This window comes from Mesorhizobium comanense, assembly GCF_005503535.1.
Classification (GTDB): Bacteria; Pseudomonadota; Alphaproteobacteria; order Rhizobiales; family Rhizobiaceae; genus Mesorhizobium; species Mesorhizobium comanense.
In genome coordinates, this window is record NZ_SCNN01000007.1 from 142,018 (window position 1) to 164,099 (window position 22,082).

22 protein-coding genes are annotated in these 22,082 nt (G+C 64.5%); 15 read left to right on the top strand and 7 right to left on the bottom strand.

The genetic code is table 11. The annotated features are described in order from the left end of the window. Window positions 1-6 precede the first annotated feature (6 nt). From trbK-alt to FFS37_RS14620, 6 genes are read left to right on the top strand one after another with little or no spacing between them, the layout of a single operon-like run. Window positions 7-303 carry a putative entry exclusion protein TrbK-alt gene (trbK-alt, locus tag FFS37_RS14595; RefSeq protein WP_137931654.1) on the top strand — a complete coding sequence of 99 codons (297 nt, stop codon included), beginning with the start codon at window positions 7-9 and terminating at the stop codon, window positions 301-303. A 3-nt stretch (window positions 304-306) separates the two neighbouring features. Then, a complete protein-coding gene (gene trbL / locus FFS37_RS14600; RefSeq protein WP_137931655.1) occupies window positions 307-1,659 on the top strand; it encodes a P-type conjugative transfer protein TrbL in 1,353 nt (450 codons plus the stop codon). Further along, complete coding sequence (gene trbF, locus FFS37_RS14605; RefSeq protein WP_024924691.1) at window positions 1,659-2,342, top strand: conjugal transfer protein TrbF; 684 nt, start codon at window positions 1,659-1,661, stop codon at window positions 2,340-2,342. Before trbL ends, trbF begins: the two co-directional genes overlap by 1 nt. Further along, window positions 2,339-3,361 carry a P-type conjugative transfer protein TrbG gene (trbG, locus tag FFS37_RS14610; RefSeq protein ID WP_046193819.1) on the top strand — a complete coding sequence of 341 codons (1,023 nt, stop codon included), beginning with the start codon at window positions 2,339-2,341 and terminating at the stop codon, window positions 3,359-3,361. Before trbF ends, trbG begins: the two co-directional genes overlap by 4 nt. Continuing rightward, window positions 3,358-4,563, top strand: coding sequence for a TrbI/VirB10 family protein (locus tag FFS37_RS14615; protein ID WP_137931656.1), 1,206 nt, complete (start codon window positions 3,358-3,360; stop codon window positions 4,561-4,563). Before trbG ends, FFS37_RS14615 begins: the two co-directional genes overlap by 4 nt. A gap of 3 nt (window positions 4,564-4,566) precedes the next feature. After that, window positions 4,567-4,827, top strand: a complete 261-nt coding sequence (locus tag FFS37_RS14620) for a DUF2274 domain-containing protein (RefSeq protein ID WP_072598055.1) — start codon at window positions 4,567-4,569, stop codon at window positions 4,825-4,827. Here FFS37_RS14620 and FFS37_RS14625 read toward each other — a convergent pair. The 5 genes from FFS37_RS14625 to FFS37_RS14650 all read right to left on the bottom strand — a co-directional run bounded on the left by FFS37_RS14625 (window position 4,736) and on the right by FFS37_RS14650 (window position 12,048). Beyond that, entirely contained in the window at window positions 4,736-5,689 is a 954-nt protein-coding gene (locus FFS37_RS14625; RefSeq protein WP_232375667.1) for a LysR family transcriptional regulator, read from the bottom strand. The two genes, FFS37_RS14620 and FFS37_RS14625, sit on opposite strands and share 92 nt — an antisense overlap. Window positions 5,690-6,084: 395 nt before the next feature. Continuing rightward, window positions 6,085-6,948 (bottom strand): DUF6671 family protein, encoded by an 864-nt coding sequence (locus tag FFS37_RS14635; RefSeq protein ID WP_137931659.1) that lies wholly within the window; start codon window positions 6,946-6,948, stop codon window positions 6,085-6,087. A 2-nt stretch (window positions 6,949-6,950) separates the two neighbouring features. Continuing rightward, on the bottom strand, window positions 6,951-7,856 hold the full coding sequence (gene cysD, locus FFS37_RS14640; protein ID WP_072598815.1) for a sulfate adenylyltransferase subunit CysD: 906 nt from the start codon (window positions 7,854-7,856) through the stop codon (window positions 6,951-6,953). Further along, entirely contained in the window at window positions 7,853-10,420 is a 2,568-nt protein-coding gene (locus FFS37_RS14645; RefSeq protein WP_072598056.1) for a YbcC family protein, read from the bottom strand. Before FFS37_RS14645 ends, cysD begins: the two co-directional genes overlap by 4 nt. Next, entirely contained in the window at window positions 10,417-12,048 is a 1,632-nt protein-coding gene (locus FFS37_RS14650) for an NADH-quinone oxidoreductase subunit L (protein ID WP_137931660.1), read from the bottom strand. Before FFS37_RS14650 ends, FFS37_RS14645 begins: the two co-directional genes overlap by 4 nt. Window positions 12,049-12,149: 101 nt before the next feature. On the opposite strand from FFS37_RS14650, the gene FFS37_RS14655 reads away from it, so the two are divergent. The 4 genes from FFS37_RS14655 (at window position 12,150) to FFS37_RS14670 (ending at window position 15,754) form a co-directional block, all read left to right on the top strand. Beyond that, window positions 12,150-13,043, top strand: coding sequence for a LysR family transcriptional regulator (locus FFS37_RS14655; RefSeq protein WP_137931661.1), 894 nt, complete (start codon window positions 12,150-12,152; stop codon window positions 13,041-13,043). Between the two features lie 234 nt (window positions 13,044-13,277). Continuing rightward, window positions 13,278-13,640 (top strand): transposase, encoded by a 363-nt coding sequence (locus tag FFS37_RS14660; protein ID WP_137931662.1) that lies wholly within the window; start codon window positions 13,278-13,280, stop codon window positions 13,638-13,640. A gap of 22 nt (window positions 13,641-13,662) precedes the next feature. After that, on the top strand, window positions 13,663-14,223 hold the full coding sequence (locus FFS37_RS14665; RefSeq protein WP_232375668.1) for an IS630 family transposase: 561 nt from the start codon (window positions 13,663-13,665) through the stop codon (window positions 14,221-14,223). Window positions 14,224-14,437: 214 nt separating this feature from the next. Next, entirely contained in the window at window positions 14,438-15,754 is a 1,317-nt protein-coding gene (locus FFS37_RS14670; protein WP_137931664.1) for a bifunctional folylpolyglutamate synthase/dihydrofolate synthase, read from the top strand. A gap of 203 nt (window positions 15,755-15,957) precedes the next feature. On the opposite strand, the gene FFS37_RS14675 is transcribed toward FFS37_RS14670, so the two are convergent. Both FFS37_RS14675 and FFS37_RS14680 read right to left on the bottom strand, forming a co-directional pair. Continuing rightward, a complete protein-coding gene (locus tag FFS37_RS14675; RefSeq protein ID WP_137931665.1) occupies window positions 15,958-16,725 on the bottom strand; it encodes a sulfite exporter TauE/SafE family protein in 768 nt (255 codons plus the stop codon). Window positions 16,726-16,945: 220 nt separating this feature from the next. Further along, a complete protein-coding gene (locus tag FFS37_RS14680; RefSeq protein ID WP_137931666.1) occupies window positions 16,946-17,686 on the bottom strand; it encodes a Bax inhibitor-1/YccA family protein in 741 nt (246 codons plus the stop codon). Between the two features lie 201 nt (window positions 17,687-17,887). Here FFS37_RS14680 and FFS37_RS14685 point away from each other — a divergent pair, with 201 nt between their 5' ends. From FFS37_RS14685 to FFS37_RS14705, 5 genes are all read left to right on the top strand, one after another. Then, the gene (locus tag FFS37_RS14685) at window positions 17,888-18,790 is read left to right on the top strand and encodes a hydrogen peroxide-inducible genes activator (protein WP_137931667.1); all 903 of its coding nucleotides are present in this window, start codon (window positions 17,888-17,890) and stop codon (window positions 18,788-18,790) included. Window positions 18,791-19,031: 241 nt separating this feature from the next. After that, window positions 19,032-19,211 (top strand): DUF465 domain-containing protein, encoded by a 180-nt coding sequence (locus tag FFS37_RS14690; RefSeq protein ID WP_137931668.1) that lies wholly within the window; start codon window positions 19,032-19,034, stop codon window positions 19,209-19,211. Between the two features lie 3 nt (window positions 19,212-19,214). Beyond that, window positions 19,215-19,508: a TFIIB-type zinc ribbon-containing protein gene (locus FFS37_RS14695; RefSeq protein WP_137931669.1), complete on the top strand. Its 294-nt coding sequence runs from the start codon at window positions 19,215-19,217 to the stop codon at window positions 19,506-19,508. 211 nt (window positions 19,509-19,719) lie between these two features. Continuing rightward, window positions 19,720-20,565, top strand: a complete 846-nt coding sequence (locus tag FFS37_RS14700) for a universal stress protein (protein WP_137931670.1) — start codon at window positions 19,720-19,722, stop codon at window positions 20,563-20,565. Between the two features lie 127 nt (window positions 20,566-20,692). Further along, the gene (locus FFS37_RS14705) at window positions 20,693-21,754 is read left to right on the top strand and encodes a TerC family protein (RefSeq protein ID WP_137931671.1); all 1,062 of its coding nucleotides are present in this window, start codon (window positions 20,693-20,695) and stop codon (window positions 21,752-21,754) included. The last annotated feature ends 328 nt before the right edge of the window (window positions 21,755-22,082 follow it).

Below are 22,082 nucleotides of genomic sequence, written 5' to 3' on the forward strand. Positions count from 1 at the left end.
CAGGTCATGGACGGCAAGCTCCTGGCGCGCCTCGGCGCCGTCGTCTTCGTCGCCGTCGCCATCACCGCGGCGGCGATCGAGATGACCCGGAAAGAGGAACAACCGCCCGTTCCAGCGTCACCGCCAAGCGAAGACATGCCGGCCGATCCGCTGCGCGAAGCGCAGCGGCGGTGCCAATTGCTTGGCGAGGCCGCCGCGCGCGATACCGAATGCCTGCGCACCTGGGCCGAAACCCGCGACCGCTTCCTCGGCATTACGCCCGCACCAGCGCGGACATCGCCGCAGCATGACGACGGGCGGTGATCCATGGGCGGCACCGGCGTCATCGACCAATTCCTGGAGGTCTTCACCCGCTATATCGATAGCGGCTTTGGCCTGCTCGGCGGCGAGGTGGCGTTCATCGCCACGACGCTGATCGTCATCGACGTGACCTTGGCCGCACTGTTTTGGAGTTGGGGCGCCGACGACGACATCATGGCGCGCCTGGTCAAGAAGACGCTGTTCGTCGGCGTCTTCGCCTACATCATCGGCAACTGGAATAGCCTCGCGCGCATCGTGTTCGAGAGCTTCGCGGGGCTGGGCCTGAAAGCGTCAGGCACCGGATTCACCGTCGAAGATCTCATGCGCCCCGGCCGCGTTGCGCAGACTGGCCTCGATGCCGGCCGACCGCTGCTCGATTCGATCTCCAACCTGATGGGCTGGATCGCCTTCTTCGAGAACTTCATCCAGATCGCCTGCCTGCTGTTCGCCTGGGCCCTGGTGCTGCTTGCCTTCTTCATTCTCGCCATCCAGCTCTTCGTCACTCTGATCGAGTTCAAACTGACGACGCTTGCCGGCTTCGTGCTGATCCCCTTCGGCCTGTTCGGCAAATCCGCGTTCATGGCCGAACGCGTCCTCGGCAACGTCATCTCGAGCGGCATCAAGGTGCTGGTCCTCGCCGTCATCATCGGCATCGGCTCAACCTTGTTCTCCCAGTTCACCGCCGGTTTCGCTGGCCAGACGCCGACGATCGACCAGGCCATGGCGATCGTGCTCGCCGCGCTCTCGCTGCTGGGCCTCGGAATCTTCGGCCCCGGCATCGCCAACGGCCTTGTCTCCGGCGGGCCGCAGCTCGGCGCCGGCGCGGCGGTCGGAACCGGACTCGCGGCGGGCGGGGCTCTGGTCGCGGCCGGCGCGGCTGGCGGAATGGCCCTGCGCGGCGGCGCCGCTGCTCTTTCCGGAACTGCCGCTGCCGCTCGAGGGGGAGCGGCCTTGGCCGGTGGCGCCTCGACGGCCTACAGCCTCGGCGCTGCCGGCCAGTCGGGCGCGGCCGCCGTCGGGTCCGGACTCGGTGGCGTTGCTCGCGCCGCTGGCGCGGCCGCCAGCTCGCCGCTGCGTCGCGCGGCCTCCCAGGCAGCAGACAGCATGAAGTCGAGCTTCTCCGAGGGCGCCAAATCCGCGTTCGCGGCCACCGGCGGCACGTCGACCATGGGCACGATCGGTGGAAGCGCGGCCGAGGCTGCGTCACCCGTTGCGGCTGACGGACCGCCGGCCTGGGCCCAGCGCATGAAGCGCTCACAAGCCCTGAGCCACGGTGTGACGGCCGCCGCCCACGCCGTTCGCAGCGGCGACAGCCATGGCGGCGGCTCCTCCATCAACCTCTCCCAAGGCGATCGCTGATGTTCAAAAGACCTTCTACTCACTACGGCAAAGCACCAGAACCCGAGACGCCATATCAGCGCGCCGCTCAGGTCTGGGACGAGCGTATCGGCGCCGCGCGCGTCCAGGCGAAGAATTGGCGGCTCATGGCCTTCGGTTCTTTGGTCCTGTCCGCCAGCTTTGCGGCGGCGCTGGTCTGGCAATCGGCCCGCGGCACGATCGTGCCATGGGTTGTGCAGGTCGACCGGCTCGGCCAGGCGCAGGCGGTGGCGCCAGCGGTCGCCGACTATCGTCCGACCGATCCCCAGATCGCCTTTCATCTCGCACGCTTCATCGAGCAGGTGCGCTCGATTCCGTCCGACGCCATCATCGTTCGGCAGAACTGGCTGCGCGCCTACGATTTCACGACGGATCGCGGCGCCATGGCGCTCAACGACTACGCGCGATCGAACGACCCCTTCACCAAGGTCGGCCGGCAGCAGGTCGCCGTCGACGTCTCCAGCGTCATCCGGGCTTCGCCCAACAGCTTCCGCGTCGCATGGGCCGAACGCCGGTACGAGAATGGCCAGCTCGCCGAGACGACCCGCTGGACCGCCATCCTCACCATCGTCGTGCAGGTGCCCCGCAACGCCGACCGGCTGCGCGCCAACCCGCTCGGAATCTACGTCAACGCCATCAACTGGTCACGGGAGCTTGGGCAATGAAACCGTCTTTCCGTAAAGCCGGCGACCCGGCTTTCCGCACTTCCACACTTGCGATTTTGCTCTGCACGTCGGCGCTCGCCGGCTGCGCCACGGCGAACAGGCCGCCGGAGATCTCCTACGACAACGCCGTCCCTGCGGCGCTAAGCGCTGATCCTCCGGCGCCCGTGCGCGTGGTCGAAATCCCGAGGCCGCTCCCACTGCCCGGGCAACTGCAGCCCGTTGAATCGACGCGCCGACCGCCGGAGCCGGCCGAGCCCACAGCGCGCGTCAACCAGGCCAATGCCGCCGCGCGCGTTCAGCCCGTCCGCGACGGCTTCATCAACGCCATGCAGGTTTATCCCTATACGGGCGGCGCGCTCTATCAGGTTTACACCGCCGTCGGCCAGATCACCGACATCGCCCTCCAGCCGGGCGAACAATTGGTCGGCTCCGGCCCGGTCGCCGCTGGCGACACCGTGCGGTGGATCATCGGCGACACGGTGAGCGGTTCGGGCGCCACCCAACAAGTCCACATCCTGGTCAAGCCGACCCGCGCCGACTTGATGACGAATCTCATCATCAACACCAATCTGCGCACCTATCACATGGAGCTGCGCTCGACCGAACGCACCTATATGGCTTCGGTGTCCTGGCAGTATCCGCAGGATCAGCTCATCGCGCTGCGCCGCCAGAACGCGCAGGCCGAGGCCAGCAGTCCCGTCGCCACCGGCGTCGACCTCGCCAACATCAATTTCCGCTATGCCATCGAAGGCGATCGTGCGCCGTGGCGGCCACTGCGCGCCTACGATGATGGACGCCAGGTCTTCATCGAGTTTCCGCGTGGCATCGGTCAGGGCGAGATGCCGCCGCTGTTTGTGGTCGGTCCGGAGGGCAACACCTCCGAGCTCGTGAACTACCGCGTCCGTGCCAACTACATGATCGTCGACCGGCTGTTCGCGGCCGCGGAGCTGCGCTTCGGCGCTGGCGACCGCCAGAAGCGCGTCCGGATCGTCCGCACCGATGGGAGGCCGGCGTCGTGAGCGAGCCAGAACCCCGGAAAGAAGAAGACGAGGCGCCGCTGACCGGGTCGGCCGGCGACGCGGCCGTCCCGATGCGGCTCCGTGGTGAGGCGCCGCGTGTCACGCGGCTCTCGCGAAAGGTGCTCGCCGGCATCGGACTCGTGGCGAGCGTCGGCATCGGCGGTGCGTTGATCTATGCGCTCCAGACTCGCGATGGGGGTAAGCCCGCCGACGAACTCTATTCGACCGACAATCGCTCGACCGCCGACGGTCTGGCCGGGTTGCCGCGCGATTACAGCGGCATTCCTCAGCTCGGTCCACCACTCCCGGGCGACCTCGGGCGTCCCATCCTGGGCGCGCAAAATCGTGGCCAGCCATTGCCGAACCAGCCCAATCCCGGCCTCAGCGCGGAGGAGCAGCGACGGCTGCAGGAGATCGAAACCGCCCGCGTCAGCAGGCTCTTCAGCGGCACCGAAAACAGGTCCATGGCCTCGACGGGCCCCGGCGCCGCGACGATCGCGCCGCCGCCCACTCCGGACCTCACCGGCCTCGGCCTCGCTCCGCCACCCGCCACCCCATCGGCCCAGGATCGGCAGCTCGCATTTCTCAATGCGGCGGCCGATCGGCGCACCGTCGCACCCGATCGCGTCGCCGCACCGGCGTCGCCTTACATCCTTCAGGCAGGCGCCGTGATCGCGGCGGCGCTCATCACCGGCATCCGCTCCGACCTACCCGGCCAGATCACCGCGCAGGTGACCGAAAATATCTATGACAGCCCAACGGGACGTATCCTCCTGGTGCCGCAAGGCACGCGGATCATTGGCCAGTATGACAACAATGTTCAGTTCGGCCAAAGCCGCGTCCTCTTGGTCTGGAATCGTCTGATCTTCCCGAACGGACGCTCGATCGTTCTCGAGCGTCAGCCCGGCGCCGATGCCGAGGGCTATGCCGGCCTTCAGGATGGCGTCGATTATCACTGGTGGGAGCTGGCCAAGGCAGCGGGGCTTTCCACGCTGCTGAGCGTCGGCGCCGAACTCGCCGCCAACGACGATGACCGCTTGATTCAGGCCATCCGCAACGGCGGGCAGGACACTATCAACGATGCCGGCCAGCAGATCGTGCGCCGTCAGCTGAACGTCGCGCCGACGCTGACGATCCGGCCGGGCTTTCCCGTGCGCGTGATTGTCACCCGGGACATGGTGCTCGAACCTTACGGAGGCTAGCCGATGGCCAAGCTGAAGCTCGGGCCGCTCGAAGACGACAAGCCGGTGAAGATCTCGGTGGAACTGCCCGCCGCCCTTCACCGCGATCTCATCGCGTATGCAGAAATCCTTGGCCGAGAAAGCGGGCAAGCCGTCGAGCCCGCTAAGCTGATCGCACCAATGATTGAGCGTTTTATGGCGACGGATCGGGGATTCGCGAAGATGCGCCACGCGGCCCGTTCCCGTTCGCAACCGGCGGGTAGCGCTCCTCCAAGAGGCGAATGAAGTTCCGGAGCGCCGGGTTGTCGTTGCCGTCTCGCCAATAGGCGCGATACCCGATCCGGGTCGAGCCGTTGCCGTCGCGCGCCTCGCGGTAGACGACGCCGGTATAGCTGGCTCCCATGCAGGCCTCACACATAAGGCTGACGCCTCGGTTGGCCCCAACCAGGCTCTTGATGTTCTCCGGGCTCACATCGTGCCGGACGACGTTGGGCAGATCGCCAGGGGAACTGAGCTTGGCCACGAGGATGTCTTGGATCTCCGGTCCCGGATCGCGCTCGCTCAGCAAGAAGCGCTCATGTTTTAAGTCTGTCCAATAGATGACTTCGTTCGCTGCGAGCGGATGATCCTCGGGCAGAGCGACGATGATGCGCTCGCTCCAGAGCACCATCGAGCGATTGCAATCTGAAGCCGGCTCCCCGGTGACGATGGCGATGTCGATCATGCTATTCTGTATTCCGTCGAACAATCGCGTTCGCGATCCTTCGATAGTTTTGATCTCAACCTGGGGAAAGCGACGGCCGTACTCGACAAGACTTGCCCTGAGATTGCCGGCTGAGAGGGACGTGTAGAAGCCGATCGTCAAGTACCCGGCCTCGCCGCGTCCGACGGCCTTGGCTCCGTCGACGACAATCTGCAAATCATTGAGAACCCGGCGAACGCCGTTCACAAAGTCCCGGCCTGCCGCCGTCGGCCTGACGCCGCCATTCGTTCGTTCGAACAACGCTACGCCGAGTTGCTCCTCCAGATGTCGAATTCGTCGGCTGAGATTAGACTGCTTGAGGGCGAGCAGATCTGCCGCCTTGCGAAAACTGCCACAGCGTTCCGCCGCCTCAGCGTATCGCAGATGTTTAATCTCGATCGACACGAGAGCGCTCGTTTCGCCGCGCGGAAACAGCGCTGTCGAAGAACGCACCGCGTTCCGCATACATCGGAAGCGCTCGGTAGACGTCGTCTACGCATTTCATCATCTGTGACGCTCCTCACGCAGTTCAATATTCGCCCCGAACCTACCGGACTTGGAGACTAACGTAGCCGCTCATCTATGGCGGCTTGGGACTTCGCTCTCAAAAGCAAACATAGTACCTCCAAGTCATTCAGAAGGTGCTCTGGATCGCGGTCGACTGCGGTCCTAAGAGCGTCCTTCAGCCAGTCGCTCATGCCAGGATGGGCGAGCACCCACGCAATCTGCTTTTCGGCCTCGAGGAGAGGCTCAACGGGCGATTGCGAAGCGGCCATTCTGCTCTCCCTTCGTTCCCTTGGTCACGGGTTGCACTCCCCACATTGCCCCGGGTCCGCTGTCGCCGCCTTCACCGCGCGCTCTTCCCGGTAACCGCACCCCTCACAGCTATAGACATCAGCTTTCAGCGCGAGCGTTGGGCCTCCGCACCATGAGCATGGCAGGCCGGATAGCCGTTTGGTGATGGCAAATCCGGGTCGAGCGCAGATCGGGCACAGGCTCCGAAACCGGCGGACAAGGTCCAGCGTCGCGCGTTTGATGGTGCGCATTCGGGTGGGATTGCGATGGGCGCGCATATCGGTCTCAACGAAGGCGGCGCCGCAGATCGTGATCACCTCCTCAATCGCCCTTTGCAGTCCAGCCCAAGCGTCAATGTCCTTGATCAGCGCGCGCCTGGGCGCCGGCTGCTGATCGACGCAGCCCATGACGATCACCCCATGTCCGGGAAATCGCGCGCGTTCGGCGAACGCACTGGCGCCGGCCAGGTCCGTAACGACCGTGTGGCCAAAATTCGTCGACAGGCCCGCATAATGCCCGATCAATTCGAGACCGCTGACGCGGTCCCTCATTACGACAATCTCGCGGCCGAGCGGGACGAAGGGAATATACGGATGCGGACCAAAGCTGCCTTCGCTGGCCAGCGCGACGTTGACATCGGGCGCGGCCGCGAATGCCGCGGCGATCTTAGCCCGCGCCGCATCGAGCTGCGAACCGGTTCGTTCGACGTCACGACTGAAGGTGCCAAAGCGGTCGGTGTCGACATTCGTCGTCGCGGCGACCCGCAATCCCAGTGCCCGCTCCAGGAGGGGTGCGATTACCCGCTCCTTGCCGTGCATCGTCGCGAGGACGGCCTCCGTGCGCTCGTAGGGTCGTGGCGCGCTGGTCATCGCTAGAAATACCCCTCGCGCTTCTTCTGCTCGAGCGAGCCGCCATCCTCGCCGTCGCTGATCCGGCCCTGACGTTCGGAGCCCGAGGCCGCCAAGGTTTCCTGGACGACGGAGGGGAGGTCGGTCGCCTCGGACGCGATCGCCGCGGTGACCGGCCAACAGCCTAGCGTTCGGAAGCGCACGGCCCTTGTTTCGACGGTCTCCCCTGTCCGGAGGGGCATGCGGGATTCTTCGTCGATGACGATCAAACCCCCGCCCCGCTCAACCACCGGCCTCGGAGCCGCGAAGTAGAGCGGGGCGAGCGCGATGTCGTGGGCAAGCGCGTAGGTCCAGACGTCGGTTTCGGTCCAGTTCGACAGCGGGAACACCCGCGCCGACTGGTCTTTGCCAAGACGGGCATTATAGAGGCTCCAGAGCTCGGGGCGCTGTTGGCGCGGATCCCAAGCGTGGCCAGCAGAGCGGACCGAGAAGATCCGCTCCTTCGCCCGCGACTTCTCCTCGTCGCGGCGGGCGCCGCCGAAGACGATGTCATAGCCGCCTTGGTCGAGCGCGTCCTTGAGCGGTTCGGTCCGCATCGCCAGCGTGTAGCGGTCGCCATGGTCGAAGGGATTGAGGCCGGCCGCTCGCCCCTCCTCATTGGCATGGACGATGAGCTCGAACCCATGCTCGCGCGCAAACGCGTCGCGGAAGTCGAGGAGCGACCGGAACTCCCAGGTGGAGTCGATATGGAGCAGCGGGAACGGCGGGCGGCCCGGAAAGAAGGCGCGCAGCGCGAGATGCGCCAGCACCGTCGAGTCCTTGCCCGCCGAGAACAGCATCACCGGCTTGCGTCCTTCGGCGACCGCTTCTCGTAGGATATGGATCGCTTCGGATTCCAGTCGCGCGAGATGGGAGAGCCGGGCGGTCACGTCGCGGCCTCCCATCGCAAATCGCCGGCATAGCGGCGGATTGTCCACCCCTCGTCCCCGAGACGGAACAGGTGGACCCAGCCGTTGTCGATAAGTTGCCGGACGCTGGCGTGCGCATCGATGACACGGTTCAGCGCGTCCTCGGGCGCCTCGATGAAGACGGTGAGCCGCAGCGGCTCGTGGACGAAGCGTGTCCCGTCATGCACCGACTGCCAAGGCAGCCCGACCTTCAGATCGCCGGTATTGCCTTCGAGGACGCCGAGCTGGCCGACGACGTTGTGGAGCAGCTTGTTGCCGCTGCCAAAGGCGCGGTTGTTCACGGTCGAGGCGTAATATTGCAGGTTAATCCAGCTCGCGACGACCATGGGGGCAGTCATGATGAGTTCGAGCACGCTGAACCCGGCGTCCTTCTGCCAGTCGTAATCGTGCAGGAAGGCGCGGCCGGCGAGGTCGAGCCCGCGCGTGCGCTCGCGCGGCGCGGCGATGAAGGCGGCATTTCCTGCCAGGCCCCATTCGGGACGCACCTGCGCCCAGTCGCGGCTGCGCGCCCTTACCGCGCGATCGACATCCTCGCTCTTGCCGATGCCGAGCAGCTGTGCCCGCTCATCGCGGGCGAGCGAGGAGGCCTTGGCGAGCGCTTCGCGCAGCCGCGCGAGATCGCCGGCATGCGACGCCGGCAGCCGATCGGCATCGAAGATGCGCACCTCGTCGGTCGTGGTGTCGTGCAGGCAGCCGATGAACCAGCTGTCCTTCGGGATGTCGATGCCCTTGGCGGCCAGCCCCACCCGGACGCCGGGATCGTTGAGGATGGCGGCGGCGATCCGCGCGTTCGCCTCGCCCGTGTGCCCGCCACACGCTCCGCAATCCAGCCCCGAAGCATGGGGATTGTTGACGGTCGTGCTGCCGTGTCCCGTCAGCAGGACCAGCCGCGCGAAGTCTTGGGTCATCGACATCGCCCGCAGCACCGCCTCGGCCATGGCGACGCGCTGCCCGTCGTCGAAGCCGGTGACCCGACCGCCCACCGCGCCCGGTTCGAGCCGCGGTCCGATGCGGCCGATCACACCCTTGTCGAGGCCATCGGTATTGGGGTCGCTGACCGTCCGCGTCAGGCGCGCGCTGTCACCGACGAGCTTGGCGGCAAACAACAACCCCACCGTCTCGACATAGGTGAACGACGACACCGCCGAGAGCTTGAACGCCTTCCACGCCTTCGCCGCGCGGCGGCGCAGCAGGCGGAGGTTCATGATCTCCGCCTCCTCGGCTTCCGACGCATTGGCGACTGCCTCGCACACCACGAAGGCGGGCTTCAACAGCACCGGGCACTGCGCCCCACCGGTCTCGCGGCCGATCGGCACATATTCGATCGGGAAGCCGAAGAAGCCAGCGAACCCGATCGTCTCGGCGTCGGGGCAGACGGTCTCGAGCGCGCGTCGATAGACTTCGGAGCGAACGTCGATGCAGAATGCCGCCTGGAACGCCTTACGCGTGGCGGCGGGCTTTGACACGGGCGCCTCGAAATGCTGCGACAGCCGCGCGAGCAGCCGACGCCGGTAGGCCGCTTCATAGGCTTCGTGCAGGATGAGATCGAGCGCGAGCTCTGGATCGTCGCCGAGCCGCTCGTCTTTGGGCAGTGTCGCTGCGTCGGCCATCGCCTTTGCCCAGGCCGCCGTGAACGCGGTGTCGGGGCGTTCGAGGAACAGCGCGTAGCCCCAGACGACGCGGATCGCGAGCAACTCCACCAGCGTATCGTCGTCGCGCCCGTAAAGTGCATTGTCCCAGACGAGATAGCGTGCATAGGCCGCCCAGCCGCCGATATCGATCAGCGCCCGGTGCAGATAATCCTCGATGGCGCGATCAGGGATGCCCAGCGCCAGGACGACCGCCGCGATCGCCTCGCGTGGGTCCTTGGGCATGGCGGCGACGGCCTTGCGGAAGCCCCGGATGCCCATCGTCTCCGGGTTGCGGTCGAACCGCATCGCGGCACGCCACGCGGTATAGGCCGGGAGCGCGCGCGACGGCAGCTTCCAGGCGGCTTGTCCTTCGTCGAAATAGGCGGCGCACCATTTCGAGATCTCGTCGACCATGAACGCGGTGCGCGAGGCCTGACGGTCGCCGGCCGCCAAGCCGTCCAGGACCTCGGCGACGGTCGCGACGACCGGGCCCGGCCGACTGGTCCAGACGGGATCGCGCGCTGCGGCTAAGCGGAGCGAGGCGGCGTCGTGCGCGAAGGCCGGATGGCCGGACGTAGCAGCAGCCATGGCTGCCTCCAGGTCGTGCTCCTCGATGGTCCCCGCCGCCAGCGCCTGGCGGTAGAAGGCGCGCGGCATCAGCATATCGACTCCGGCAACCCGGCGAAGCGTAGCGCAGGTCGCAGCGAAGCTCTGGTCACTGAAGCCGAGGAATGGGTTCACCGCGACGAAATGCTTGAGCGGCCAGAGCGGCGCGATCTTGTCGCACGCTTGGGCGATGGCCGCCTCGATCGAGGCTGTCTTCGCGCCTGGTCTTTCGCAGGTTACAGCGATGGGGCTTCGCGGACCGGTCTCGGAGGCGATGGCGATACTCATGGGCGGACCCCGCCGGCGGACGTAGTGGAGGGGGATCGTGCGCCGTAACCAGGTGGCGGGCTGGGCCAGAAGTGCAGCACAAGCCGGTTCGCGAGCGTGTTGACGTAGAGACCGTTGGCGAGGTGGACGTAGAACGCCTGCCAGCGCGGCGCGGCGGCTCGGCCCGGCAGCAGGCTCTGGAAAACGGTCACCGTGCCGAAGGCAAGCACAACCAGAGCGACGATGGCGAGGTCGAAGGGGCCGCGTAGCGCCTGAACCGGCGGCAGCGAGCCGGCCAGTAGATGCTCGGTCGCGAACTGGAGCCAGAAATAGGCGAGCCCAACTACAACTGCGAGCGCCACCGTGCGGCCGATGACATAGACGCTCGGCCGTTCATCGAGCGCTTGCGTGACCAGATGAGCGAGGCCGAGCATCACCACCGCGCCGAGCGCGAAGACGCCGGGTTGCTGCGTTATCGTAGCGCCGAACAACGTGCCGATCGCGAGCGTCACCGCCAGCACGAGGCCAACGACCATCGCCATCCGCGCCCTGTGCGGCCGCCCGCTAGGGCTCGGTGACCACGACGCCCGCGCCAGATCAATGACGCTGCCCGACGATAGGAAGGCGTGCGCCTTGTAGAGTGAGTGGGCGACGATGTGCAGCAGCGCGGCGGAGAAGGCGCCGAGCCCGCATTGCAGCATCATGAAACCCATCTGCGCGATCGTCGAATAGGCCAACGAGACTTTGACGCTGGTCTGTGTGAGCATTACCGTCGAGCCGAACAAGGCCGTGAAGCCGCCGACGATGACGAGGACCTCCAGCGAGGGCGACGACAGCGAGATCACGCCGGCGAAGCGCAGCACCAGGAAGCCGCCGGCATTGATTACGCCGGCGTGAAGCAACGCCGACACCGGCGTCGGCGTCTCCATCACCTCGGTCAGCCAGCCATGCAGCGGAAACTGCGCCGATTTGAGCAGCGCGGCGATGACCAGCAACACCGCGACGGCGTGGATTGTGCCCGGAACGACTCCGGCGACGCGCATCGCCTCGGCGCCGGCGAACAGGACCGCATAATCGAGGCTGTCGAACGTCTGGTGGAGCAACACCATCGCGGCGACCAGACAGACATCGCCGACACGGCTGGCGATGAACTTCTTACGTGCCGCGAGCACGGCCGCCTGTCGTTCGGGATAGAAGAGCAGGAGCTTGTTGAGACCAACGCTCGTCGCGATCCAGGCGAGCGCGAACTGGAACAAATTGCCTGAGACGATCAGCAGCAGCACTGCCGCGAGCGTCAGGCACAGCCACTGGGTGAAACGGTCCTGGCCGGGATCGCCGTCGAGATAGTTTCGGCTGTAGACGACCACGATCAGGCCAACGAAGGCGACGAGCGCGAACATGATCGCGCTCAGCGCATCGACATAGAAGCCGAGCCCCACGCCCTCGATCCCGACGGTGACCGTTGCGAACGGACCGTGCAGTGCGACGGCAACGCCCGCGGCGACAGCCACGGCCAGTGCAAACGCCGCCACGAGGGCTGCGCTCGTCCCGGCCTGTCGGCGAGGCAGCTTGGCGGCACCAGCCACCAGGCCGGACACTACGAGTGCGAGGGGCCCGAGAGCAAGGCACCAGGGCAGCGCTGAGGTCATGGTCGTCTCCGGCGAGAAGCGACCCCTTACCTAGCGCCCATCCACCCTTCTTGATAATATAAAGATTGTGGGAATTCGTTCGTTTCCATAAAACTATGCCAATGACCCGCCTCAACTACCACCATCTGCGTTACTTCTGGGCGATCGCCCACGAGGGCAGCCTTACGCGCGCCGCCGAACGCCTCAACATGTCTCAGTCGGCGCTCTCGGTGCAGTTGGGAAAGCTCGAGCAGCAGCTCGGGCATCCGCTGTTCGAGCGGACAGGCAAGCGCCTCGTGCTCACAGAGGCGGGCCGCATCGCGCTCGACTACTCCGACACCGTGTTCCAGGCCGGCGATGAACTCGTCAGCACTATGCAAGGACGACCGCTCGATCGGCGACAGGCGTTCCGGGTCGGGGCGTTGACGACCCTGTCGCGCAACTTCCAGCTGGAGTTCCTCCGTCCCCTGGTCGGCCGCGCGGATGTCGAGCTGATTGTGCGCTCGGGTACGATGTATGATCTACTCGCCCAGCTTAAGGCGCACACGGTCGACGTCGTGCTCGCCAACAGCGCGCCGCAGCAGGACGCACAGTCCTCGTTTCGGAGCCATCTGCTCGCTCAGCAGCCGGTCGGCCTGGTCCGCCGGCCCGGCGCGGCGGCGTCACCGTTCCGCTTTCCGGAAGACCTGGCCTCCGAACCAATCCTCCTGCCAAGTTTGGACAGCGAGATTCGCCAGGCGTTTGACCGGATCCTTGAGCGTGCCGGGGTGCGCCCGGTCATCCTGGCCGAGGTCGACGACATGGCTATGTTGCGCCTGCTCGCCCGCGACAGCGAGGGTCTCACGTTGGTGCCCCCGATCGTAGTCCGCGACGAACTGGCCTCCGGCGCCCTCGTCGAGGTCTGTCGAATCCCGACGCTCAGCGAGAGCTTCTACGCGATCACGCAGAAGCGGCGGTTCCCGAACCCACTGCTCGCCGAACTTATGGCACGAGCTGCGAGGCAGGAGCAGTCGTAATCGAGCCGACCGAGCGAGTCGATCAGGGTAATCTTGCAAGCGGTTGCCACTCCCAGTAGTAGGCAGGTTCGAGAGCCTGACCCCCGCTGAAAGTTGATCGGCACGTCTTCCATTCCGCCGAGACGCGGTGTGTGCAGGGGGATTTCTAGAGTTGAACACGACCAGGCTGAATCGGGATTCCGTTTTGGTCGGGTTTCTGATTCAACATGCTGGCTGGGAAGGAGGCCGGCATGGATGGGCAAGCCTTATTCTGAAGATTTGCGTGATCGGGTGGTGGCGGCGATGGTGTCGGGGCGGAGCTGCCGCGAGGTTGGCGAGGCGTTCGACGTGGCGCCGAGCACGGCGGGTAACTGGTATCGCCTTTACCGACGTACGAAGAGCTATGCGGCCCGTCCGATGGGCGGCGACCGTCGCTCGAAGCTGATCGGCGAGGCGGACTGGATCGCCGAGCGCCTGGCGAAGGCTTGCGAGCTGACGCTGAGCGAAGTTCGCGAGGAGCTGGCCGGGCGCGGCGTCGAGGTCAGTTACACGAGCGTGTGGCGCATGGTCAGGCGGCTCGGGCTGCGGCACAAAAAAAAGGACGATCTTCGCCACTGAGCAGGACCGGCCGGACGTCGCTTTGGCCCGCGAGATCTGGCGCGCCGCGCAGCAGGGACTCCACTTCGACTCACTCGTCTTCGTCGACGAGACCGGCACCACCACCAACATGACGCGGACCCATGGCTGGGGACCCAAGGGCAAGCCGGTCCTCGGCAAGGCGCCGCACGGCCACTGGATGACCTCAACCTTCGTCGCCGGCCTCAAACATGACGGCATCCTGGCGCCGATGCTGATCGACACCGCCATGACGGGCGCCCTCTTCCACCAGTGGCTGGCCGAGCACCTCATCCCCGAAATGGCGCCGGGCAGCATCGTCGTCATGGACAACCTGCCCGCCCACAAGGTCGCGCAGGTCCGCCAATGCCTCGAGAAGGCCGGAATGGGACTGCTCTACCTCCCCGCCTACAGCCCCGACTTCAACCCGATCGAGCAAGTCTTCGCCAAGACCAAGGCGCTGCTGCGACGAGCCGCGCCCCGATCCTTCGACGCCATCTGCGAAGCCCTCAAAGCCATCCTCGACCGCTTCAGCCCGGCCGAATGCTCAAACTACATCCGCCACGCAGGCTATGTGCAAACATGATCGAGTCTGACTCTAGAAGGCGTGTGTGTCTGTTTCGCTGCAACATCGTTACATGTGCATGGCGGCATTAATTCGTTGCTGGGCAATGGGCGCAGTCGCGTGTTTCGATTGGATCTGGCCCGAGCTTCGCGTTCATTTGGGAATTAGGATAGTTCCGCGCTCACGCTGGTAAACGATGGCCACCCACCTAAAAAAGACAATTAGAAGAAGCGCAATGGTCCGAATGGATGCAATTCTTACGCGATTGCTCACACTCCATCCCAAGCGGATCGATCTCTCGCTCGACCGTATGGGGCGCATTCTCGACCGCCTTGGCCATCCCGAGCGTCGTTTGCCGCCAGTGATCCACGTCGCTGGCACCAATGGCAAGGGTTCGACCGTCGCCTTTCTGCGTGCGATCCTGGAAGCGGCCGGGTTCGGCGTTCACGTCTACACCTCGCCCCACCTCGTGCACTTCAACGAGCGCATCCGTCTTGCGCGACCGGGCGGCGGCGCGCTGGTGGCGGACGACGAACTCGCGGATGCACTTGCGACCTGCGAGCGGTTGAATGCCGGCGATCCAATCACGTTCTTCGAGATTACCACCGCCGCAGCTTTCCTGCTGTTCGCGCGCCATCCCGCCGATGTGCTGCTGCTCGAGGTCGGCCTGGGTGGCCGGCTCGACGCGACCAACGTGATCGAACGCTTGCTTGCGAGCGTGATCACCCCGATCTCGTTCGACCATCAAGAGTTCCTCGGCAACACCATCGAGCTGATCGCGGCGGAGAAGGCGGGTATCCTCAAGCCCAATGTGCTGGCGGTAACCGCGCCGCAGTCGCGGGAGGCGCTCACGGTGATCGAGCGGCAGGCCGCGCGCATGTGCGCGCCGGTTCGTATTGCTGGCAAGCACTGGGTCGTGACGCCAGAGCGCGGCCGCATGGTCTATCAGGACGAGAACGGGCTCATCGACCTGCCGGCGCCTCGTCTGTCTGGCCGTCATCAGTTCGACAACGCGGGTACCGCAATCGCCACCTTGCGCAACATCCCTGCGCTGCGGATTCCGCACGCGGCCTTCAAGCAAGGCGTCGCCAAGGTCGAATGGCCAGCGCGCATGCAGCGCCTCGCCCACGGCCGGCTGGTGGAACTGGCGCCGGACGGCAGCGAAGTGTGGCTCGACGGCGGCCACAATCCGGACTGCGGCCGCGCAGTTGTGGGCGCGCTCGCCGATCTTGAGAAGCGCGGTCCGCGGCCGCTCATACTCATCGTCGGCATGCTCGCGAGCAAGGATTGCGAAGGCTTTCTCATGAACTTCGCCGTGCTCATCTGCCGTGTCATCGCGGTGCCGATCCAGCAAGACACGGCTCTGCCGTCCGAAGAGATCGCACAAGTCGCCCGCCGCGTCGGCATCCCGGCCGAGACCCGCGACAGTGTCGGGGACGCGCTTGCCACAATCTCCGCGCTTGGCCTCGATCCGGCCCCCCGAATCCTCATTACCGGCTCGCTCTATCTCGCTGGGGAGGTGCTTGCCGCGAACGGCACGCTGCCGATCTGATCTGATACGCGTGGTCGCAATGGCATGCCTTAGCGGCACCCATAAAATTTGCTGCTTTTCGCGTAAAAAGCGGCTTGGTCACATTGCTTGTCGAGGAACACAGAAATGAACTTCAGATGAATAACAAGAACGCGGACGGCAAAGAGCAAAAAATATGAGGCCGCCCCGGCTGGGTTAGAAATGCTAAACTCAAGCCAAAGGGATCAGGGCCAAATCAGCGCCCGCATAACTCCGTAGATGCTGGTGATCGTGAGCACAATGCCGACCAGGATGAGAAGCGGCTTAGCCGGAACCCGCTTCGCCACCAACGCGCCCAGCGGCGCTGCGGCAATGCCCCCGATGAGCAACCCAGCCGTGGCGGCGGTGAAGGCTGCGAGGCCGAGGGTGGCGATGAAAGTGGCGGAGATGGTCACTGCCAAGAAGAACTCGGCGGTGTTCACTGTGCCGACGACTTTTCGCGGACTCCCGCCCTGTACCAACAGATTGCTGGTCACCACGGGACCCCAGCCGCCGCCGCCTGCTGCATCCAGGAAGCCCCCGACAAGCCCAAGCGGCGCGACAAACTTGGGCCTCTTTTCCACAGGAGGAAATCTGACGCCGCGCCAGAGCAGATATAGGCCGATGGCGCTCAAGTAAGCGAGCACGAATGGTCGGGCCGTTTCGGCACTAATCCTAGTCAGCACATAGGCGCCCAAGATGCCACCGGCCACGCCGGGTATCACCAGCCGCCAGAAGAGCTGCCAATTCACGTTGCGATGGGCGATGTGGCTGATGCCTGATGCTGCGGTGGTGAAGCTCTCGGCCGCGTGGACGCCCGCCGATGCTGCGGCCGGGGGAACGCCAAGGCTCACCAGCAGCGTATTCGAGATGACGCCGAATGCCATGCCAAGCGCACCGTCGACGAGTTGCGCCGCAAAGCCGATGGCGATGAAGGGCAGAAGCGCCTCAAGAGGGAAAGTCGATAGGTCCACGCGGCCATTCCCTTCTCAAGCTCGAGCTATGGAGGCCGCTTTTTTGTTTGATGGCCTAACTTCCGCGAGCTGCTAGGCCAACCATCCCGGACAAACGGGTCGGCTCGATTGGGCGACGACCGCCTCGACGCATTGGTTTTCAATGCGCGCGGCACCTTCCAAACAGGCGTCGGTCCGTGGACGAGTCCCCACTTGGGACCGTGTGCATCACGGTGCTGATTTAACGTCGCTGGCCCATGAACTGGAGGAGGAAGGTGAACATGTTGACAAAGTCGAGATAGAGCGACAGCGCGCCCATGATCACGGTCTTGCCCATCATGTCGGTGCCCGCCACCTGCGCGTACAGGCTCTTGATCCGCTGCGTGTCGTAGGCGGTGAGGCCGGCGAACAGCAGCACGCCGATGAAGCTGATCACCAGGCTCATGGTCCCCGACTGGAGAAACAGGTTGATGATCATCGCCACCAGCAAGCCGACCACGCCCATGATCAGGAAGATGCCGAAGGCCGACAGGTCACGCTTGGTCGTATAGCCGTAAAGGCTGAGCCCCGCAAAAGCCGCCGCGGTCGCGAAGAAGGTGGTCGCGATCGAGGTTCCCGTGAACACCAGGAAGATCGACGCCATCGACAGACCCATCACCGTCGCAAACGCCCAGAACAGCAATTGGGCCGTCCCGGTCGAAAGACGAGTGATGCCGAAGCTGAGCACCAGGACGAACGCCAGGGGCGCGAACATGATGCCGTACTTGAGGATCCCCGGCCCGCCGAGCACGGCAGCCGCGTAGCCGCTGTTGGCGAACAACAGCGCCACGATGCCCGTCAGCAGCACCCCGGAGGCCATGTAGTTGTACACGGACAGCATGTAGGACCGTAGGCCCACATCGATCGCCGTGTCTTCACGGCCGATCCGGGTCGGTTCCGGCACTGCTGTTATCCGTGGATCAAATCCGTTTGCCACTTTCATTCTCCAATTTCCGAAGAATACCTGCCCGTCAGCGAGGAATATCGGGTGGCTTCGGACTACTTTCAATCTGCCTTCACCCGCGACCAGCGTGACGGGCCTAGGTGCTGATAGGGGGACGTTGCATCGGGCTCGAGATTAAGTCCATTCGAAAGGATACCCCGAACGTGATAGGTATTGGCTATCGCGTTATGGAGTCTTCCCATGCCAACGTTGCGCCAGCTGGAATATCTCATTGCCGTGGCTGACCTTCAGAATTTCGGACGCGCGGCCGATGCCTGCCACGTCTCCCAACCCACGCTCAGCCAGCAGCTGCGCGCGCTGGAGGATCGGCTCGGAGTCGCCCTGATCGAACGAAGAACCTCGGGCGCGGAGTTGACGCCGATCGGACGCGAGATCACCGCGCGGGCTCGACGTTTGGTGATTGAGGTGCAGGACATTCGCGACCTCGCGCGGCGGGCCGGCGAGCGTCTCGTGGGCACACTCCGCTTCGGAGTGACGCCCACCCTGGGTCCCTATTTGATGCCGCCCATCGTCGCCGCGCTTCACCGCGAGCAGCCCGATCTCAGGCTTCATATCAGGGAGGGCATTCCGGAAGAGCAGGCACTCGCGCTTTCGCGAGGCGCGCTCGACATGCTGCTCGGGCCGCTGCCGATCGAGGGCGGTGACCTTGAAGTCCAGCCCTTGTTTCGCGAGCGATTGTTCCTCGTCGCACCTCCCGACCATCCGCTCGCCATGCGCCCCGAACTTTGCATCGAGGATTTGAAAGGCGCCCAGGTTCTCAGCCTCGGCAGGTCCCACCATCTGCATCGCCAAGTGGCCGATATCTGCGCCGAACTCGGCATGGAACTGCTACGCGACTATGAGGGCACAAGCCTCGATAGCGTTCATCAAATGGCCAGCTCAGGAGTGGGGCTTGCGGTCCTCCCGGAGCTTTACATCGGCTCAGATGTCGGAGGCCGAGCGGGCATCGACGTGCTGGAGCCTCTGGGATGGAAATTCACGCGCAGCATCGCTGCGGCGTGGCGATCCAGTGCTGCTTACGGGGATGCCTATCGGGCGATTGCTGAACGGATTCAGGAAGAGGCCCGCACCCAGATCGGGTGAAACGCTTACCGACCGCAGGCGGTAGCGATAGCCTGTTGCTATTGCTCCGCGGGCGAAATCCGATTGGCGGTCAATCGCGCATAAGCCTAGATCGGTTTTCGCGGACCGGGCCCCTCTGGCGGCTGTCCTCCCTGACAACCGCGATGTCGGACCGCTTCGGGCCAGCTCAATGCAGTTCACGCCCCCTGTTGCTGCATTGTGGTTGGCCCGATCGATCAAATCATCGATTGGAGGAAAGGCTATGAACGCACTCAATTACCGACTGCTCCTGGTCCACAGCAAGCTGGACGCCGAGGTGCGTCGGGAGCACAAGCGGCGCTTCCCGGACGCGTTGCGGCTGTTGCGGCTGAAGAAGCTCAGGCTCGCAATCAAGGATCGCATGTACCGGCTCGCGTTCGTCCGCCAAACTGGGGCGGCATGAGCCATGCGAACCGCAGAAACAGTCGCCGCGATGCCCTGTCCGATCTGCAAGACGGGGCTGACTTTATCCGATCGCCAAGGCGTCGAGATCGACTTTTGCCCCACTTGTCGCGGTGTGTGGCTGGACCGTGGAGAGCTGGACAAGGTCATCGAACGCAGCATCGAAGATGCGGCGCCGGCCCGCCGCGAAGCCGGCCCCTCGGGCCGGGGCTACAGATCCGGTGGATATGACAACGATGACAGCCGCTATCGCCACGGCAAGCGGAAGAAGTCGTTCCTGTCGGAGCTGTTCGACTGAAGGGAGCAGCCGCTTGCGTCAAGCAGGCGGCGTCTCTCCTTCCGCGGCCCTGTATCGACGCCGCAACGCCTAAAGCGGCGACCTCGATATCGCATCCCTCATCATGGTCGATCTCCGCAGCTCATGCACAATCACCGCGGAGCTTGCTCCTAACCCAGAGCCGCGTGACGCGGTCAATGTGAAGCAGCCGATCAATTGAGGAGATAAGAGAATGGCTTTCAAGGATGTCCTGCTCCAGTTGAGCAGCTACCCCGAACCGACCCCGGTTGCCGCGATCGAGCAAGCGATCGGTTTCGCTGAAGCGCTGGGTGCTCACATCTCGGCGCTGACTTGCAAAATAGAGATTCCGAACGCTGGCAACGCACTTGCGAATGCACTGCTTAACATCCCCGGCATGATTGCGGCCGAGCGTCAGAAGAGTGTGGCGAATACCCAAAATCTGATCAGCGTGTTCGAAAGCATGGCGACGCAGCGTGGCGTTGCACACGACCAGATCCTCGGGTCGTGCCCGAGCTCGCAGCTCGCGACCATCGTGACTGAACACGCCAGGATGCACGACGTCGTGATGATCCCGATCGGCGAGCAGGCTCTTCAGCGATATGTCGCCGAGTGTGTGATATTCGGCTCCGGACGACCGACGATTGTCTTCCCGGAAGTGCCGAAAAGCAGCAATTCCTTTTCCCTCGACATCGTCGGTGTGGCTTGGGATTTCAGCCGGCCCGCGGCGCGGGCAGTGGCCGATGCCCTACCGATCCTACAGCGCGCCAAGACCATACGGGTGGTGACGATCACACAGGAGAAGACGATCGATACGAGGCACTCAGGCGAGGATTTGGCGAAGTATCTCGCCTGGCATGGCATCGAGGTTGTCCTGGAGGAGGAAGGCGCCGCGGGCCGCACGATCGGACAGGCTCTAGAGGAATATGCAACCGCGCACGACCTCGACCTGCTCGTAATGGGAGCCTACGGGCACTCACGGATGCACGACTTCATCCTGGGCGGCGCGACAAAGACCATCGTCGCCAACCCGCCGCTGCCAGTCCTCCTCTCACATTGAGATGCTGCGTCCACGGCTGCGCAACGGCGAGAACCAGGACGACACCACCACGAGCCCATGGACGCAATGGGGAGCCTGTAACGCATTCGACGGGTACTCCCAAACACCCGAAAAGTAAGGATTACCGATGGAACTGCTCGCCGAATTTCTGACCAGCGATTTCCTTGGGAAGTCTGCTTGGCTCTGGTTCGCGTTTCTCGGCGTGGTCGGCGCGCTGCTCGCCTTCGACCTCGGAATACTCCACAAGCAGGACAAAGAGCTCGGTGTCGGCGAGAGCTTGATCTTGTCCGCGTTCTACATCGCGATCGCGCTGGTGTTCGGCACCTGGGTGTGGTGGTCCATGGGCCCGACCTCGGGCATGGAGTATTTCACGGGCTATGCCCTCGAGAAGGCGCTTTCGATCGACAACGTCTTCGTAATCTCGCTCATCTTCGGCTACTTCGCCATTCCCGCCAAATACCAGTACCGGGCGCTGCTCTGGGGTATCCTCGCGGTGCTGGTCTTGCGCGGCATTATGATCGGGCTCGGCGCGGCGCTCGTGCAGCAGTACGAGTGGGTGCTCTACATCTTCGGCGCCTTCCTGATCGCCACGGGGATCAAGATGCTCGTCATGGGAGAGAGCGAGCAGGACGTGTCGAAGAATCCGATCGTGCGCTTCCTGTCCAAGCGCATGCGGGTCTCGGCCGAGTTGCACGGTTCGCACTTCTTCGTCCGCAAGCTCGACCCTGAGACGGGCAAGCTTGCGCGCTTCGCGACGCCCCTGTTTCTGGCGCTCGTCGTGATCAACATCGCCGATCTCGTGTTCGCGGTCGACTCGGTGCCGGCGATTTTCGCCATCACGACCGACACCTACATCGTGTTCACGGCCAATATCATGGCGATCCTCGGTCTCCGCGCACTCTATTTCGCCCTCGCCGCTATGGTGCACCGCTTCGAGTATCTGAAATACGCGCTCGCAATCGTGCTCGTATTCATCGGGGCCAAAATCTTCTGGAATCAGATCGTCGGCAAGGTCGACCCCGCGATCTCGCTCGGAGTGACCCTGTCCATCATCGCGGGCGGTGTCATCTTCTCGCTCTGGAAAACCCGTGCGGCCGCGACAGACGAAGCCGCTAGCCACGCCCTGACAGCTCCACTCCCGGATTCCATCGGAAAACGGTCCTCCACTCGCCCTGCCGGAGAGGATTGATGACCAACGGTGCTCCATCTGCTCCCGTCAGGCACATCACTGCATCCGGGGCTACCTCCGCCAGGTCGCGGGCGAGCGCCTCACCGCGCCGCGCAATGCGACGGTCATTACCGAACCCGAGTGTGCCGGCGGCCACGAGGCCTTCCCTCCAGATCGACGAGGCACATTCGCCCAGCGTCGTCGAGGAGCATGGGCAGGGCCTCGCCGCAGGCCTAAGGGGCGCAAGCATGTCGTTACCCTGCACACCTACGGCAAGGCTCTGGGCTGCTGGAGTACGCTCGCCTGTGCACCCCAGACCTTGCACGACTAACTCGTCATCCGCGCGCGG